Genomic DNA, 17419 nt, shown 5'->3' with positions numbered 1-17419 from the left:
CCCGGGAGTGGCACCATGGGCAACTGGGTTGTCTCGCTGGCCGGGCCGCGGCGCGTGAGCCTCGAGCCCTGCCCCACCGATCCGCTCGGCCCGGGCCAGGTCCGGGTCCGCACCTGCTATTCCGGCATCTCCGCCGGCACCGAGCTCACCCTGTTCCGGGGGAGCAACCCCCGGCTCAGCAAGGACTGGGACGACGCCAGCCGGATGTTCGTCCCCCGGCAGACCCCCGTGCCGTATCCGCTGGTCGGGTTCGGCTACGAGGAGGTCGGCGAGATCGTCGAGGTCGCCGACGACGTGGCCGACCGACATCCGGGCCAACTCGTCTGGGGCATCTGGGGGCACCGGGCCGAGGCCGTCCTGCCGGCCGGCGCGGTCAACCCGCTCGCCCCCGGGCTCAACCCGCTCGCCGCCGTCTTCGCCCGTCCCGGCGCCATCGCGCTGACCGCCGTCCTCGCCGGGGACCTGCACCTCGGCGACTGGGTCGGGATCTTCGGGCAGGGCGTCATCGGGCTGCTCGCCACCCGGCTGGCCAGCCTTTCCGGGGCCCGGGTGGTCGCCGTCGACCGGGTGCCCGCCCGGCTGGAACGGGCCGCCCGCCTCGGGGCCCGGCGCACCGTCGACGCCGGTGTCGACTCCGCCGCCGCGGTGCTGCGCGAGGCCACCGCCGGCCGGGGCGCGGACGTCTGCCTGGAGCTGTCCGGGGCGTACCCGGCGCTGCACGAGGCGATCCGCGCCACCACCCATGCCGGCCGCGTCGTGGCCGGCGGCTTCTACCAGGGCCAGGCCGACGGGCTGGGCCTTGGCGAGGAGTTCCACCACAACCGGATCCAGCTGGTGGCGGCCCAGGTCTCCGGCCCCGCCCCGGCGCCCGGCCTGGCCGGCCGGTGGTCCGGTGCCCGCATCGCCCACACCTTCATGGACCTGGTGGCCGAGGGCAGCGTCGACCCGCTGCCGCTGGTGAGCCACGTCGTGGACGCCCGCGCGGTGGCCGACGCGCTCGCGTTGCTCGACCGCGGTGCCGGTGACGTCCTACAAGTCGTGCTGGAGTTCTGATGTCCATCCCGCTCGCCTGCCAGGAGCAACTGCTCCCGGGCACCAACCTGGCCCAGAAGTTCGCTCTCGCCACCGCCCTCGGCTACCAGGGCATCGAGCTGCGCGGCCGGGGCGACCTCGCCCTCGCCCGTCGGCTGCCGGAGCTGCGCCGGGCCCGCGCCGAGGGGGTGGTCATGCCCACCGTCTGCGTGGAGATGGACCACTTCATCGGCGACTTCGACCCGGCGCGCTCCCGCGACGCGGTCGCCAACCTGCGCTCCCAGCTCACCGTGATCGCCGAACTCGGCGGGATCGGCGCGATGACCCCCGCCGCCTGGGGGATGTTCTCCCGTCGGCTGCCCCCGTTCGAACCGCCCCGCCCGCCCGGCGGCGATCGGCAGGTGCTCGTCGACGCCCTGGGTGACCTCGGCGAGCACGCCCGCGCCGAGGGCGTCACCCTCTTCTTGGAACCGCTCAACCGGTACGAGGACCACATGGTCAACCGGCTCGACGAGGCGGTCACCCTCTGCGCCGCCGTCGGCCTGCCCTCGGTGCGGGTGGTCGCCGACACCTTCCACATGAACATCGAGGAGGACGACGTGCACGCCGCCCTGCGCGCCGCCGCGCCGTACCTGGGGCACGTGCAGGTCAGCGACTCCAACCGGTTCCAGCCCGGCGCCGGGCACCTGGACTGGCCGGCGCTGCTGCGCACGCTGCGCGACATCGGCTACCCGGGCTGGCTGGCGCTGGAGTGTCGGCTGCGCGGCGACCCGGTCCGGGCGCTGCAACAGGCGGCGACCGTGCTCCGGCACGCCCAGCCCCGGCAGGCGGCGGCGTGAGCACCGGCGCCGCCGGCCCGTCCGGCCTCGGCGCGCCCCTCGCCGACGACCCGGACGGCGGCCCCGCCCCGAGGGCCGGCGCGGCCGCCCGTCCGGCGCCCGCCGGGCACCTCGCCGACCTGCGCCGGCTGGCCATCGCCACCCTCGACGCCAACTGGGAGCATGACCACACGGTGCCCTCGCGCACCCTCTACCCGCACCAGTGGAGCTGGGACTCGGCGTTCATCGCGATCGGGCTGGCCCACGTCCGCCCCGACCGGGCCTGGCGGGAGCTGCGCACGCTGTTCGCCGCCCAGTGGGCCGACGGGCGGGTGCCGCACATCGTCTTCAACCCGGCGCTGCGGGTGGGCTCGTACTTCCCCGGGCCGGAGTTCTGGGGCTCTGCCACCGCCGAGGGCGCCCCGCCCGCCGCCACCTCCGGCATCGTCCAGCCGCCGGTGCACGCCCAGGCGGCCTGGCTGGTGTACCGCCGCGCCCCGTCCGAGGCGTCGGCCCAGGCGCTGCGCTGGCTGTACCCGAGGCTGGTCGCCCAGCAGCGTTACCTGACCGGCCGGCGGGACGTCGGCGGGGCCGGGCTGGCGGCCATCGTGCACCCCTGGGAGTCCGGCCTGGACAACAGCCCGGCCTGGGACGCGCCGATGGCGGCGGTACCGGCCGACGCCGCCGTGATGCGGGCGTACCGTCGGCACGACACCGCGCACGCCGACGCCGCGCACCGCCCCACGGACCTGGACTACGCGCGGTACGTCGCGATCGTCGCCTCCTACCGCGACCGTCGCTACAGCGATCAGGCGCTGGCCGGGTGGCATCCGTTCCTGGTGGAGTGCCCGCTGTTCAACGCGGCGCTGGGTGCGGCGGAGCACGCCCTGGCTCGGATCGCCGCCGTGGTCGGGGCCGATCCCGGTCCGCACCGCGACCGCGCGGCCCGGATCACCGAGGCCGTGGTCCGCCGGCTCCACGACCCGGTCACCGGCACCTTCCACCCGCGCGACCTGCGCACCGACCGGCTGGTCCCGGCCCGTACCGTGCTCGGGCTGATGCCGTTGATCCTGCCCGACCTGCCGGGGCGCCAGGTGCGGGCGGTGCTGACCGAGGCGTGCTCGGCGCGGTTCGGCCTGGCCCCGCGCATGCCGCGTCCGCTGCCCACCCACGACCGCAGCGCGCCGGACTTCGAGCCGCTGCGCTACTGGCGCGGCCCCAGTTGGATGAACACCAACTGGCTGCTCTGGCGCGGGCTGCGGGCGCACCACCGGCCGGACCTGGCCGCTGGGCTGCGCGAGTCGATGCTGGCGCTGGTCGCCACCGGCGGCTGTCACGAGTACTTCCATCCGGACACCGGGGCGGGGCTCGGCTCGGCGGCGTTCAGCTGGACGGCGTCGCTGCTGCTCGACACCCTCGCCGAGGGGTGAACGGCACCCGACCCGTCAGTCCAGTCGCCGCCAGTCGGGGCCGGCCGGGGGCCCGTCCGAGGTCAGCGCCGCCAGCATCACCGACTCGACCTGCCGCCACCTTCTCCGGCGGCTTCCGCCGCCGCCACCGGTCGCGCCACCAGCTCATCCGCGCCCTCCCTCCGGGAGCACCCCGTGCGGTCGGAATGCCCCGCCGGTCCCCGCCGCCAAACCCCGGCACGTCCGGGCCGCCGTCTACAGTGGGTGCCCGCCCGGACCGGAGGATCGCCCGTGGACGCCATCGACAAGATCGCCTGGATCCGGATCGCGCACGGCCGGATCCTCAGCACCCGCTCGCGGGGCCGGGACGTCTGGTACCTGCCCGGCGGCAAGCGCGAGCCCGGCGAAACCGACCGGGAGACGCTCACCCGCGAGATCGCCGAGGAGTTGGGCGTGGTGATCGACCCGGCGACGGCCGTGCACGTCGGCACGTTCACCGCCCAGGCGCACGGCCATCCGGCGGGCACGCTGGTGCGGATGACCTGCTACTCCGCCGAGCACCACGGCGAGCCCCGGCCGGACCACGAGATCGAGGAGGTCGCCTGGCTCGGGTACGCCGACCGGGACCGGGTCTCCCCGGTCGACCGGATCATCTTCGACGACCTGCGCCGGCGGTCCCTGCTGGGCTGAGCGACCTCGCGGGTGCCGCGCCACGAGTTCGCCGCCGAGGCGGGCGGCTTCCCGCTCGTCGCGCGGATGCGAGCCGCGCCGGAACCGGTCGGGTGAGGCGGCCGTTTGGGGTCCGCCGGGACGGGTAACCGCGGTCGGATTCCCGACCCGGCGGGACGGCCGCCGAGGGTCGGATTTCCGACGGACGACCCGGGGACTCCGGGTCGGAGGTGCGGCCGATCGGCGGAGCGAGAGGAGGACCGGTGCGCTTTCCCCTCTTCGTCGACGCGGTCGCCCGGCGGGCGGAGTTGCCGCCGGAGCGGGCCGCCGCGATCGCCCGTGCCGTGCTGGTGACGGTGGCCGAGCGGGTCCAGGCCGGCGAGGTCGACGACCTGAGCGCCCAGCTCCCGGACGAGCTCAGCGCATACCTGGCCGGACCGCCGCCGGAGACCACGCCGGGCGCGGCGGAGACCTTCGGACCGGTCGAGTTCCTGCGCCGGGTGGCCGATCGGGCCGGCGTCGAGCCGGCCACCGCCCAGGTCGGGGTCCGGGCGGTCTTCGCCACCCTGCGCGAGGCGGTCACGGTCGGCGAGTTCCAGGACCTGGTGGCGCAGTTGCCGAAAAGTTTCACCAGGGACGTCGATCCAGCGCCACCGCGGCCGTACGATGAGTGACGTCGCCGCCACTGCGCACCCCGCCTGAGCTGCCATAACGGGAGCCGACGGGGCGGAAGATCCCCGGTCTGCGGCCCCTTTCGCCGGAAATTTGCTCGCTGAAATCCCCTTAAGCTGAAACTCCTCGCCGCGCTAGGGGGATGATCGGCCGAATTTCGACGCCCGATCACCGAGGTGTCGTGGCCCCTTCGGGCTGACTCCGGTCAATGGCCTGTTCCGGGAGGCATCGAGCCCTATTCTGGCTCCATTGTGAAGTCCTGGGGGGGATCATGATCACAATTGTCGATACCTGCGCGCCTGTCCACAGTGGAGTCGAGTCAGCTCCCTGAGATGGCGCAACCAATGATCATCCAGCGTTTCGTGGACGTCGCTGCCGCCCATCCTGACCGGCCGGCGATCCTGGGCGAGACCCACGAGGTCGACTACGCCGAGCTGGCCGGCAGCGCCGGTGGCCACGCCGCCGCGCTCGCCGCCGCGGGCCTGCGCGCCGGCGACCGGGTCGCCCTGCTCACCGGGCACGGCGCGCCCACCGTCGCCGCCGTCCTCGGTGCCCTCGCCGCCGGCTGCGCGTACGTGCCGGTGGACCCGGGGTTCCCCGACGCGCGGCTGCGGCACCTGCTCGCCGCCGCCGACGTGCGGGCCGTCGCCTGCGCCGCCGCGCACCGGGAACTGGCCGAGCGGCTGTGCGCCGACCGGCCCGGCACCACCATGATCGTCCTCGACGGGATCGGGCCCGCCCCGCTGCGTCCCGTGCCGGTGCACCCGGACGCGCCGGCGTACGTGCTGTTCACCTCGGGCTCCACCGGCACGCCCAAAGCCGTCGCGCAGACCCACCGCAACCTGGCGCACGTCGTGGACAACCAGATCCGTGACCTCGCCCTCGGCCCGGACGACCGGCTCAGCCTGCTCGCCTCGTTCAGCTTCGACGCCGCCATCCCCGACCTGTACCCGGCTCTGCTCACCGGCGCCGCCGTCGTCCCGGTGGACCTGCGCCGGCACGGCCTGGCCCACGCCGCCGACCAGCTGGTCCGACGCCGGGTGACCGTCTACCACTCCACCCCGACCGTCTACCGGTTCCTGCTCGACACCCTCGGCGCGCGCCGGCTCGACGCGGTGCGGGTGGTGCTGCTCGGCGGCGAGCAGGCCACCCACGCCGACGCCGCGCGCGGTCGGGACCGGTTCGCGTCGGGCAGCGTCCTGGTCAACGGCTACGGCGCCACCGAGATGACCTTCGCCGCCCGGCACACGCTGCCGTTCGCCGAGGCCGACCCGACCGCCACCGGGCCGCTGCCGATCGGCACCCCGTTGCCCGGGTACGAGCTGTCGCTGGACCGGGACACCGGCGAGATCGTGGTGCGCAGCCGATACCTCGCCCCGGGCTACCTGGGGCAGGACAGCGACCGGTTCAGCCTCGAGAACGACGGCCACACCCGGGCGTACCGCACCGGGGACCTCGGCGCGCGGCTGCCCGGCGGCGAGCTGGTCTGCCTCGGCCGGCTCGACCGGCAGGTGAAGGTGCGCGGGTTCCGGGTCGAGCTGACCGAGATCGAGGCGGTCCTCGCCGCCCAGCCCGGCGTCGCCGCCGTCCGGGCCATCGCCCGCGACGGCGAGCTGCTGGCGTACGCGACGCCCGCCGGCGGGCCCCTCGACCCGGCGGCCCTGCGCGCCGCCCTCGCCCGGCGGCTGCCGGAGTACGCCCTGCCCCGCGCGGTGGTCGCGCTCGACGCCTTCCCGCTCACCGTCACCGGCAAGGTCGACGAGCGGGCGCTGCCCGACCCGCCCCGGGACGTCCCGGCCGGGCAGGGCCCGACCACCGAGACCGAGCGGGCGGTGCACGACATCTGGTGCGCGGTGCTCGGCCGCGACGCGGTCGGCCGGCAGGAGAGCTTCTTCGACGCGGGCGGCCAGTCCCTGCTCCTCGGCCAGGTGCAGCAGCGCCTCGCCGAGCGGTTCGGGGTGGCGCTGCCGATGGTGCGGCTCTTCGCGCACCCCACCGTGGCGGCGCAGGCCCGGCTGCTCGACGCGGCGGCCATCGATGACCGGCCCGGCGCACCGGCCCCCGCGCCGACCCTGCCCGCCCCGGCCGCGCCGACCGTCGCCGCCCGCGAGTACGCCGGCGACGAGATCGCCGTGGTCGGGCTCGCCGGGCGGTTCCCGGGCGCCCCCGACCTGGCCACCTTCTGGTGGAACCTCTGCGCCGGGGTCGACTCGATCCACGACCACAGCGACGCCGAGCTGGCCGCCCTGGGCATCGGGGCCGGCCTGCGGGCCGACCCCCGGCACGTCCGGGCCGCCGGCCGGCTCGACGGCGTCGCCGACTTCGACGCCGAGTTCTTCGCGATGGGCGAGCAGGAGGCCGCCCGCACCGACCCGCAGCACCGGCTCTTCCTGGAGACCGCGTGGGAGGCGCTGGAGGACGCCGGGCACGACCCGACCCGGTTCCCCGGGCTGGTCGGGGTCTACTCGGCCACCTCGGCCAACCGGTACTTCCTGTTCCACCTGCTGGACAACCCGGCGGTGGTGGGCGACGTGGACCCGGACGACTGGGAGGCCCGGCTGATCGGCCGGCAGTTCACCGACCACCTGCCCGGCCAGGTCGCGTACCGGCTGGGGCTGACCGGGCCGGCGGTCGCCGTGCAGAGCGCCTGCTCCAGCTCGCTGGTCGCGGTCTGCCTCGCCGCGCAGAGCCTCGCCGACTACCAGTGCGACCTCGCCCTCGCCGGCGGCGTCAACGTCACCTGGCCCCGCTACCGGCACACCCCCGGCGGCCTCGCCTCACCCGACGGCCGCTGCCGCGCCTTCGACGAGGCCGCCGACGGGGCCGGCTTCGGCTCCGGGGTCGGGGTCGTCGCGCTGCGCCGGCTCGCCGACGCCCAGGCCGACGGCGACCGGATCTACGCGGTGCTGCCCGGCTGGGCGATCACCAACGACGGGCCCGACCGGGCCGGCTTCGCCGTCCCCGGCCCCGCCGGGCAGGCCGCCGCCGTCGCGAACGCGCTCGCCGCGGCCGACGTCGCGCCCGGCGAGGTCCGCTTCATCGAGGCCCACGGCAGCGGTACGCCGCTCGGCGACGCCATCGAGGTCGCCGCGCTGCACGAGGTGTACGGCGGAGCCGCGCCCGCCGAGTCCTGCGCGCTCGGCTCGGTCAAGACCAACATCGGCCACCTCGACGCCGGAGCCGGCGTGGCCGGGCTGATCAAGACCGTGCTCGCCGTGCAGCACGGGGTGATCCCGCCGAACCTGCACTTCACCCGGCCGCACCCGGAGATCGACCTGGCCGGCGGCCCGTTCTACGTGCCGACCAAGGCGCGCGACTGGCCGCCGGGCCCGCGCCGGGTCGCCGGGGTCAGCTCGTTCGGCCTCGGCGGCACCAACGCGCACGTGGTGGTCGAGCAGCCCTCGCCGGTCGAGCCGGTCGAGGCGCCCGAGGGTGCCGCGCACCTGCTGCCGGTCTCGGCGCGTACCCCCGGGGCGTTGCGCGCGGCGCTCACCCGGCTGCGGGCCCACCTGGCCGGCGCGGCGCCGGCGCTGCCCGAGGTGGCCGCCACCCTGGCGCTGGGCCGGCGGGCCTTCGACTGCCGGGCGGCGGTGGTCGCCACCGACCCGGCCGGCGCGGTCGCCGGGCTCGACGAGCTGCTCGACACCGACACCCGGATCGCCGGCCCGGCCGGCCGGCTGCGGGACCTCGCCGCCGACTGGGTCGCCGGTGGCGACGTCGACTGGGCCGCGCTGCACCCCGGCGGGGGCGTCCGCCGCACCGGGTTGCCCGGCTACCCGTTCCAGCGCCGGCGGTACTGGATCGACCCTCCTCAGAAAGGCGCGCGGTGAACTGGTTCGTCTCGCCCGGAAGCCGACCCCAGGCGCCGGTGCAACTGTTCTGCCTGCCCTACGCCGGGGCCGGCGCGAGCGCCTTCCGGCGCTGGCCGGAGGGGATCGGCCCGGACGTCGAGGTGCTGGCGGTGCAGCTGCCCGGCCGGGAGAACCGGATCTCCGAGGACCCCCGGTTCACCGTGCCCGACGTCGCCGCCGCCATCGCCGGTCGGGCCGACCGCCCGTACGCGATCTACGGCCACTCGATGGGCGGCCGGGTCGGCTTCGAGGTGGTCCGCGAGCTGCGCCGTACCGGCCGCCCGCTGCCGCTGCGGCTCTACGTGGGTGGTGCCCGGGCGCCGCACGTCACCGCCCCCAGCCTCTTCGACGGGCTGTCCGGGGTGGACGACGACGAGCTGCTGCGCCGCCTCGGCGCCGGCGGCGGGCTCCCCGCCGAGCTGCTGGAACACCCCGAGCTGGTGCAGCTGCTGCTGCCGCTGCTGCGCGCCGACTTCGGCCGGGTGGACAGCTACCGGTACGTCCCCGGCGAGCCGCTGCCGGTGCCGCTCGTCGCGTTCAGCGGCCGGCACGACCGGGCGGTCAGCCGGGAGCAGAGCGCCGCCTGGGCCGAACACACCGCCGCCGGGTTCACCCTGCACGAGATCGACGGCGGGCACTTCTTCCTCACCGACCGGCTGCCCGAGCTGCTCGCCGCAATCCGCGCCGACCTGGCCGAGGCCGTCGCCGCGCCGGCCGCCGCCGCTCCGACCGCCGCCCGGTCCGGCGCTGCCGCGCCGAGCCCTGCCGCGTCCGGCGCTGCCGCGTCCGGCGCTGCCGGTGCGGAGGGTGCCGGGTCGACCGGGGCGCACCGGGTGCCGCTGGGGGACACCGGCTGGTCGGTGTGGCGGGACGCCGTGTTGCGCAGCACCGGCTTCCCGGCCGACGGGCTGACCCTCCTCGCCGCGCCGCACGCCGCCGCGGCCGCCGACGAGCTGCTGGCCACCGGGGCCGGCGCCGACCGGTTCGACAAGGAGTTCGACGAGGCAGTTCGGGCGTCGGCGCACCGGATCAGCGAGCTGGCCGGCCAGCCGCTGCTGCGCGAGGCGGTCACCTGGCAGAACCGGGGCGCGCTCTTCGCCCTGGACGGCCTGGCCCGCGGCGGCGGCGACGCGGCCCGCAACGTGCGTCGCCGCGACCGCGAGCGGGCCCTGCTCAAGTACTGGCAGCGCTACGCGGGCAAGAACGAGACGGTCGGCTTCTTCGGGCCGAGCTGCTGGGTCACCCTCGACCCGGAGCAGCCGGAGGTGGCCCGGATCAGCCAGGGGCCGGGGCTGACCCGCCGCCGCTGGGTCTGGTTCGAGTCCTGGGCGCTGTCCGCGTACGCCGACCGGATCGGCACCGACCTGGCGGTGCGCCGCTGGTGGCCGCCGATGCTCTGCCCGCACCTGAGCGTGCGCGGGCGCAGCGTGCTGCGCCCCGGCCGGCCACCGGTGCCGCTGTCCCCGGTGGAGGCGGCGGTGCTCGCCGCCGTCGACGGCCGCCGGCCGGCGTGCCACCTGGTGGCCGACCCGGCGCTCGGGCTGCGCCGACCGGAGGACGGCTACGCCCTGCTGGACCGGCTGGTGGCCCGGGAGCTGATCACCTGGGACGCCGCCCTGCCGGTCAGCCCGGACGCCGAGCAGGTGCTCACCGCCCGCATCGACGGGATCGGCGACGAGCCGGCTCGGGCCACCGCGCGGGCCGGCTGGGACCGGCTGCGCGCGGCACGTGACGAGGTCGCTGCCGCGGCCGGCGACCCGGACCGGCTCCGGGTCGCACTCGACGACCTCGACGCCACCTTCACCGCGCTGACCGGGGCCGCGTCCCGGCGACGGGAGGGCCAGATGTACGCCGGGCGGACCATCTGCTACGAGGACGCCAGCCGCGACCTCGACGTCGTCTTCGGCGCGCCGCTGCTGGCCGACCTCGCCGCCCCGCTCGACGTGCTGCTGCGCGCCGCCCGCTGGATGGTCAACGCCCTGACCGAGGCGTACGGGGCGGTGTTCCGGGGGCTGTACGAGGAGCTGCGCGCCGAGGCGGGGGACTCCCCGGTCGCCCTCTCCGACCTCTGGTTCCTGGTCCAGGGCCTGTTCTGGGGCGGGGGCGAGCGCCCGGTCGACACCGTGGCCGCCGAGTTCGCGGCGCGCTGGGCCGGGCTGTTCGCGCTGGACACCCTGCCCGCCGGCACCAACGAGGTCCGGCTGCGGGTCGCCGACCTCGCCGGGCGAATCGACGAGGTCTTCGCCGGGTCCCGGCCGTCCTGGTCCAACGGCGTCGTACACAGCCCCGACCTGCAGATCTGCGCCTCCGACGCCGATGCGCTGCGCCGGGGCGAATTCACCGTCGTGCTCGGCGAGCTGCACGCGGCCTGGTCGTCGTTCGACTGCGCCGTGTTCACCCCGTCGCACCCGGACGTGGAGCGGCTGAGCGCGGCGCTCGCCGAGGACCTGGGCGAGCGGCGGATCCGGCTGCTCTTCCCGAGCGAGTGGCCCCGGCGGACCAGCCGTACCGCCGAGTCGCTGACCGGTCCGACCGACCGGCACCTGGCGTTCCAGCCGGCCCCGGGCGCGGACCCGGCCCGGGTGCTGCCCACGGTGGACCTCACGGTGACCGACGAGAACGGCCGGCTGGTCGCCACCGCCCGCGACGGCCAGCGATGGCCGCTCACCGAGGTCTTCGCCGAGCTGCTCAGCGCGCATGCCGTCGACGGGTTCAAGCTGGTCGCCGCCGCGCCCTACACCCCCCGGATCACCCTGGACAACATGGTGGTGGCCCGGCAGACCTGGCGGACCACGGTCGGGGAGAGTGGGCTCGCCGCGGTGACCGGCGAGCGCGACCGCTACCTCGCGGCACGGGCCTGGCGACGGCGGCTGGGCCTGCCGGAGCAGGTCTACGTCAAGCTCGGGACCGAGGTCAAGCCCTGCTTCGTGGACCTGAGCAGCCCCGCCTTCGTGACCATGTTCTGCGCCATGGTCCGGGCCGCCCGCACCGACGGTGGCGACGAGGTTTCCCTGCTGGTCAGCGAGATGCTGCCCACCCCCGACCAGGCGTGGGTGCCGGACGGCACCGGCCGCCGGTGCTTCAGCGAGCTGCGGCTGCAGATCGTGGACGCCCCCGAAAGTGAGGACGGCCGATGAGTCACCTGCTGCCGCTGGGCGACACCGGCTGGTCGGTGTGGCGGGACGTGGTCCTGCGCAGCGCCGGTTTCCCCGCCGACGGATTGGACCGGTTCGCGGCGCCCGACGCGGCCGCCGCCGCGGACGGGCTGCTCGCCGGGGAGGTCGCCCCGGAGATCGTCGACAAGGCGCTGCGCGAGGCGTTCGCCGACTCCTCGGCGGTGGCCGGCGAACTGGCCGCCGACCCGCTGCTGCGCGAGGCGGTCACCTGGCAGAACCCGGACATGCTGATCGCGCTGGACGGCCTGCTGCGCACCGACCCGACCGTACGCAACGTGCGCCGGCGCAAGCGGGAGCTGAGCCTGCTGCGCTACTGGCAGCGCTACTGCGGCAAGGCCGAGACGATCGGCTTCTTCGGCCCGGTCTGCTGGGGCACCTTCGACCCGGACGACCCGCGTACCCGGCTGGCGCCCGGACCCGGACTGGTCACCCGCCGGCACGTCGGGTTCGAGGCCTGGGCCCTGATCGCGTACGCCGACCGGCTCGCCGACGACCTGGCGGTACGCCGCTGGTGGGCCCCGGCGCTGCAACCGCACCTGACCGTCCAGGGCCGGCAACTGCGCTGGCCGCTGCACCCGCCGATCCCGCTGTCGGCGGTGGAGGCCCGGCTGCTGGCGTCCTGCGACGGGCGCACCGCCGCGGTGGACCTGGCCGAGCGGGCCCGCACCGACGGCGACGTCCGCACCGTCGACGACGCGTACCTGCTGCTGGACCGGTTCGTCGAACGCGGCCAGCTGACCTGGGACGCGAACCTGCCGAACAGCCCGGACGCGGAACGGGTGCTGGGCGAGCGGATCGCGGCGATCGGCGAGGAGGCCGTGCGCACGGCGGTGGCCGCCGACTTCGACCGGCTCCGCGCCGCCCGGGACGCGGTCGCGGCCGCCGCCGGCGACCCGGACCGGCTGGGCGTCGCGCTGGCCGCGCTCAACACCCGGTTCACCGCGGTCACCGGCCGCCCCGCCACCCGGCAGAGCGGCCAGATGTACGCCGGGCGCACCGTCTGCTACGAGGAGACCGCCCGCGACCTCGACGTCACCGTCGGCGCCATCGTGCTGGACGCGCTGGCCGCCCCGCTCGCCGTCATCCTCCAGGCGGCCCGCTGGCTCACCGCCGAGATCGGCGCCGGCTGCGAGGAGATCCTCGCCGACCTGCACGACGAACTCGCCGCCGACGGTCCGGTCCGGCTGGCCGACATCTGGTCGCTGGCCCAGGGGATGCTGATCGCACCGGACGGACCCGTCGCCCGCGCCGGGGCGGACTTCACCGAGCGGTGGGCCGAGCTGTTCGGGCTGCGGCACCTGCCGGCCGGCACCGTCGAGCTGCGGCTGCGCGCCGAGGATCTGGCCGGCCCGGTCCGCGCGCTCTTCGCCGCCGAACGGCCCGGCTGGCCGTCCGCCCGGATCCACAACCCCGACCTGCAGGTCAGCGCGGCCTCCGCCGAGGCGATCGACCGGGGCGAGTTCCTGCTCGTCCTCGGCGAGCTGCACCCGGCCACCGTCGCCTACGACAGCGCGGTGCTCACCCCGTTCCACCCCGACCCGCCGGCACTGCGGGCGGCGCTCGACGCCGACCTGGGACCGGCCCGGATCCGGGTGCTCTACCCGGAGAGCTGGCCCCGGCTGACCACCCGTACCACGTACGCCCTCACCGGCCCGGCGGACCGCCAGCTCGGCATCGACACCGCGCGCGGCGGCGATGTCGACCGGCTGGTCCCGGCCACCGCCGTCACCGTGGTCCGCGACGGCGACGGGCTGATCGCGGTATTCCCGGACGGGTCCCGCTGGCCGGTGATGGAGATCTTCGCCCACCTGCTCGGCTCGCTGCTGTTGGACGCCTTCAAGCTGCTGGACCCGGCCCCGCACACGCCCAGGATCACCATCGACCGGCTGGTGGTGGCCCGGCGCACCTGGCGGACCACCGTGGCCGGCAGCGGGCTGGCCGGGCACGGCGACGAGACCGCGCGCTACCTCGCGGCGCGCCGCTTCCGGGCGGCCCTCGACCTGCCCGAGCGGGTGTTCGTCAAGGTCGGCACCGAGGTCAAGCCCTGCTACGTCGACCTGACCGGCCCGCTGTACGCCCAGTCGCTGTGCGCCATGGCCGACGCCGCCGCGAAGACCGGCCCGGACGTGGCGGTGGTGGTCACCGAGCTGCTGCCCACGCCGGCGGACGCCTGGGTGCCCGACGCCGCCGGGCGCGGACACGTCAGCGAGCTGCGCCTGCAGATCACCGATCCAGCCACCTACCGGGGAGAGCACGGGTGACCGACATCCTGTCCATCAGCGCCGTCGCCGGGCCGCAGCTGCCCTGGCCGGACGGGACGCTGGCCGACCTGATCGCCGCCCGGGCCGCGCGCTGTCCCGACGCGGTCGCGGTCCGCCAGTGGGACGACCGGCTCACCTACCGGGAGCTGGTCGGCCGGGCGGCCGGGGTGGCCGCCGCGCTGCGGGCCCGCGGCGTGGGCCGGCAGGCCCGGGTCGGGGTCTGCGGGCGGCGCCGGCCCCGGCTGGTCGTGGACGTGCTCGGGGTGCTCCTCGCCGGCGGCTGCTACGTGCCGCTGGAGCCGGACGGTCCCCGCGAGCGGCAGCGCGAGATCGTCGCCGACGCCGGGGTGTCGCTGCTGGTGGGCGACGCGGCGGCCGAGCTGGCCGACCTGCCGGGCGTCGAGGTGGTCGAGTCGGACGGCCCGGCCCCGCTGGCGCCCTGCCCGGCCCGGCCCGGCGATCCGGCGTACGTGCTGTTCACCTCCGGCTCCACCGGCCGCCCCAAGGGGGTGCTGACCACCCACCGCAACGTGGTCGAGTTCGTCACCGGGTGTGCCACGATCAGCGGCGCCGACGCCGGGGTGCGCAGCCTCGGCATCGCCTCGCTCGGCTTCGACGCGGCCACCATGGACCTCTTCCTGCCGCTGCTGCTCGGCGGCGCGGTGCAACTGCTCGGCGCCGACGACCGGGCCGACCCGACCCGGCTCGCCCGGTTCATCGCCGCGCATGAGGTGAACTGGGGCTTCATCACCCCGACCGTGCTGTCCATGCTGGACCCGGTCGACGTGCCGGGCTGGCGTACCGTGCTCTGCGGCGGCGAGGTCGTCCCCGCCGAACTGGCCGCCCGCTGGGCGCCGGGGCGGCGCTTCCTCAACGGCTACGGCCCCACCGAGACCACCGTGCTCGCGGTCACCGGCGAGCTGAGCGGCGCCGAGACCGACCCGGTGCCGATCGGCTCGCCACTGCCCAACCACCGGGCGTACGTCGTCGACGCCGAGCTGCGGGCGGTGCCGCCGGGGGAGACCGGCGAGCTGCTGATCGGTGGCCCCGGACTGGCCGACGGCTACCTCGACCGGCCCGGGCTGACCGCCGACCGGTTCGTCCCCGACCCGTTCTCCGGGTTGCCCGGCGAGCGGCTGTACCGCACCGGCGACCTGGTCCGCCAGGCGGCCGACGGGTGGATCGTCTACCTCGGACGTACCGACCGGCAGGTGAAGATCCGGGGCCAGCGCATCGAGCTGGGCGAGGTCGAGGCGGTGCTGGCCGGCACCCCCGGCGTCGACCGGGTCGCCGTCGAGGCGGTGCCCGGGCCGGCCGGTACCGAGCTGGTCGCGGTCCTCACCCCGGCCGGGGCGCCCGGCGACGACACCATCCGGGCGTACGCCCGGGCGCGGCTGACCGCCGCGATGCTGCCGGCCCGGCTGCTGCGCCGCGACGACCTGCCGGTCAGCCCGGTCACCGGCAAGCTGGACCGGCCGGCGTTGCGCGCCCTGGCCACGGCCGCGCTGACCGCCGGAGCAACCGCCGGAGCCACCGCCGAGGAGCCGGCCGGTGCGGCCGACCCGGTGACGGGAACGGTGACCCGGATCTGGACCCGGCTGCTCGGCGCGACCCCCGGCCCGGACACCGACTTCCTCGCCGCCGGCGGCAACTCCATCGCCGCGATGCGTCTGGTCGCCGCGCTCCGCGCCGAGCTGGGCCGGCACGTCGAGATCCGGGACGTGCTCGCCGGACGCACCCTCGGCGGCCTGGTCGCCCGGCTGCGCGCCGCCGCCCCGGCCGACACCGAGCCGCTGACCACCGGCAACCCGCCCACCCTCTCCCCACCGCAGCGTCGGCTCTGGTTCGTCGACCAGCTCGCCCCGTCCAGCGCCCCGTACAACATCGCCGTCGCGCACCGGCTGCGCGGCCCGCTGGACACCGCCGCCCTCGGCGCGGCGCTGCGGGCCGTCGTCGAGCGGCACGACGTGCTGCGCTGGCGGATCCCGCAGACCGCCGGGGTGCCGTACGCGGTCTGCGAGGAACCCACCGACGTGGCCGTGCCGGTGGTCGACCTGACCGGCAGCGCCGATGCCGAGGCGGAGCTGGCCGGGATGCTCGCCGCCGGCGCCGCGCACGCCTTCGACCTGGCCACCGGGCCGCCCTGGCAGGTGACCGTCTACCGGCTCGGTGCCGACGCGCACGTGCTGGCGATGACCATGCACCACGCGGTCTTCGACGGCTGGTCCGAGGCGGTCCTCTACGACGACCTCGCCGCCGCGTACGACCGGGCCGTCACCGGGGCCACCCCGACGTTGCCGCCGCCGGCCGCCACGTACGCCGACTACGCGGTCTGGCGGGCCGGGCGCGACGCCCGCCGGGGCGCGGCGGACCTGGCCTGGTGGGCCGAGCACCTGCGCGGCGTGCCCACCGTGCTGGAGCTGCCCCGCGACCGGCCCCGCCCGGCGGTGCAGACCTACGCCGGCGCAGAGGCCGCGGTGCGCCTCCCGGAGCCCGCCGACCGCGCGGTCCGCGCCCTGGCCGCCCGGCGCGGTACCACGGTCGCCGCGGTGCTGCTCGCCGGCTTCGGTGAGCTGCTGCGCCGGCTCACCGGCGGTGACGACCACGTGGTCGGGGCGATCGTCGCCGACCGCCGGCTGGCCGCCTTCGACGACGTGGTGGGCTTCTTCATCGACACCGTGCCGGTGCGGCTGCGCACCGGCGGGGCCACCTTCGCCGAGCTGGTCGACCGGTGCGCCGCCGAGCTGCACGAGGTCACCGCCCACCCGGGCGCGCCGCTGGAACGCCTCGTCGAGGCCCTCGGCGTCGGCCGGGACACCTCCCGGGCGCCGCTGGTGCAGGTGCTGTTCAACGTGCTCAACTTCGCCCCGCCCCGGCTGGCGCTGACCGGGCTGACCGCCGTGCCGGTCCCGGTGCCCAAGCCCGGCTCACCCTTCGACATCACCGTCTACGTGGTGGAGTCCGACGGCCGCTTCGGCGTCGAGGTGGTCCACAACCCGGACCTGTTCGACGCGGACCGGATCGAGGCGCTCCTGGCCGACCTGGCCGAGCTGGTCGGCGCGCTCGCCGCCGACCCGCACGCGCCGGCCGACGCGGTTGCCGCCGCGCTGCCCCGGCCCACCGTGCGTACGCCCAAGCTCGGCGCGATGACCGTGGCGGCCGCCGAGGCGCCGCGCATTTCGATGCCGGCCGGTCCGGGCGGGTTGACCGACACCGAGGAGTTGATCGCCGGCATCTGGCGGGAGGTGCTCGACACCGACCGGGTCGGGGTCACCGACAACTTCTTCGACATCGGCGGGCACTCCCTCGCCCTGGCCGCGGTGCACGCCCGGCTCACCGCCGCCACCGGCCGCTCGATCACCATGCTCGACCTGTTCCGCCACCCCACCGTCCGGGCGCTCGCCGCCAGCCTCGACGGCGCCGCCGACCGGCCGGAACTCGCCCGCGCCGCGCTGCGGGCCGCCGCCCGCCGCAGCCGCACCCGCCGCAACCCACCCCGCCGCCCCGGCGGCACCGCGCAATGAAGGACAC

9 protein-coding genes are annotated in these 17419 nt (G+C 76.3%); all 9 read left to right on the top strand.

Annotated features, from left to right (window positions below; translation table 11 throughout):
• Nucleotides 1–15 precede the first annotated feature (15 nt).
• The 9 genes from M2302_RS10450 (at nt 16) to M2302_RS10410 (ending at nt 17412) form a co-directional block, all read left to right on the top strand.
• On the top strand, nt 16–1053 hold the full coding sequence (locus M2302_RS10450) for a zinc-binding dehydrogenase (RefSeq protein WP_280837705.1): 1038 nt from the start codon (nt 16–18) through the stop codon (nt 1051–1053).
• Entirely contained in the window at nt 1053–1871 is an 819-nt protein-coding gene (locus M2302_RS10445) for a sugar phosphate isomerase/epimerase family protein (protein WP_280837704.1), read from the top strand. The genes M2302_RS10450 and M2302_RS10445 overlap by 1 nt, the downstream gene beginning before the upstream one ends.
• A gap of 119 nt (nt 1872–1990) precedes the next feature.
• Entirely contained in the window at nt 1991–3280 is a 1290-nt protein-coding gene (locus tag M2302_RS10440; RefSeq protein WP_280837748.1) for a hypothetical protein, read from the top strand.
• Nucleotides 3281–3550: 270 nt separating this feature from the next.
• Nucleotides 3551–3949, top strand: a complete 399-nt coding sequence (locus tag M2302_RS10435; protein WP_280837703.1) for an NUDIX domain-containing protein — start codon at nt 3551–3553, stop codon at nt 3947–3949.
• 242 nt (nt 3950–4191) lie between these two features.
• Nucleotides 4192–4602, top strand: a complete 411-nt coding sequence (locus M2302_RS10430; RefSeq protein ID WP_088962485.1) for a DUF2267 domain-containing protein — start codon at nt 4192–4194, stop codon at nt 4600–4602.
• Between the two features lie 342 nt (nt 4603–4944).
• Nucleotides 4945–8430, top strand: coding sequence for an AMP-binding protein (locus M2302_RS10425; protein ID WP_280837702.1), 3486 nt, complete (start codon nt 4945–4947; stop codon nt 8428–8430).
• Entirely contained in the window at nt 8427–11588 is a 3162-nt protein-coding gene (locus M2302_RS10420; RefSeq protein WP_280837701.1) for a thioesterase domain-containing protein, read from the top strand. Before M2302_RS10425 ends, M2302_RS10420 begins: the two co-directional genes overlap by 4 nt.
• Nucleotides 11585–13888, top strand: coding sequence for a lantibiotic dehydratase (locus M2302_RS10415; RefSeq protein WP_280837700.1), 2304 nt, complete (start codon nt 11585–11587; stop codon nt 13886–13888). The genes M2302_RS10420 and M2302_RS10415 overlap by 4 nt, the downstream gene beginning before the upstream one ends.
• Entirely contained in the window at nt 13885–17412 is a 3528-nt protein-coding gene (locus M2302_RS10410; protein ID WP_280837699.1) for an amino acid adenylation domain-containing protein, read from the top strand. The genes M2302_RS10415 and M2302_RS10410 overlap by 4 nt, the downstream gene beginning before the upstream one ends.
• Nucleotides 17413–17419: the final 7 nt, after the last annotated feature.

The sequence above is a fragment of the Micromonospora sp. A200 genome (genome assembly GCF_029893845.1).
Lineage (GTDB): Bacteria > Actinomycetota > Actinomycetes > Mycobacteriales > Micromonosporaceae > Micromonospora > Micromonospora purpureochromogenes.
The sequence above is the reverse complement of the archived record's forward strand: the minus strand, read 5'-3'. Positions and strand labels throughout refer to the sequence as shown.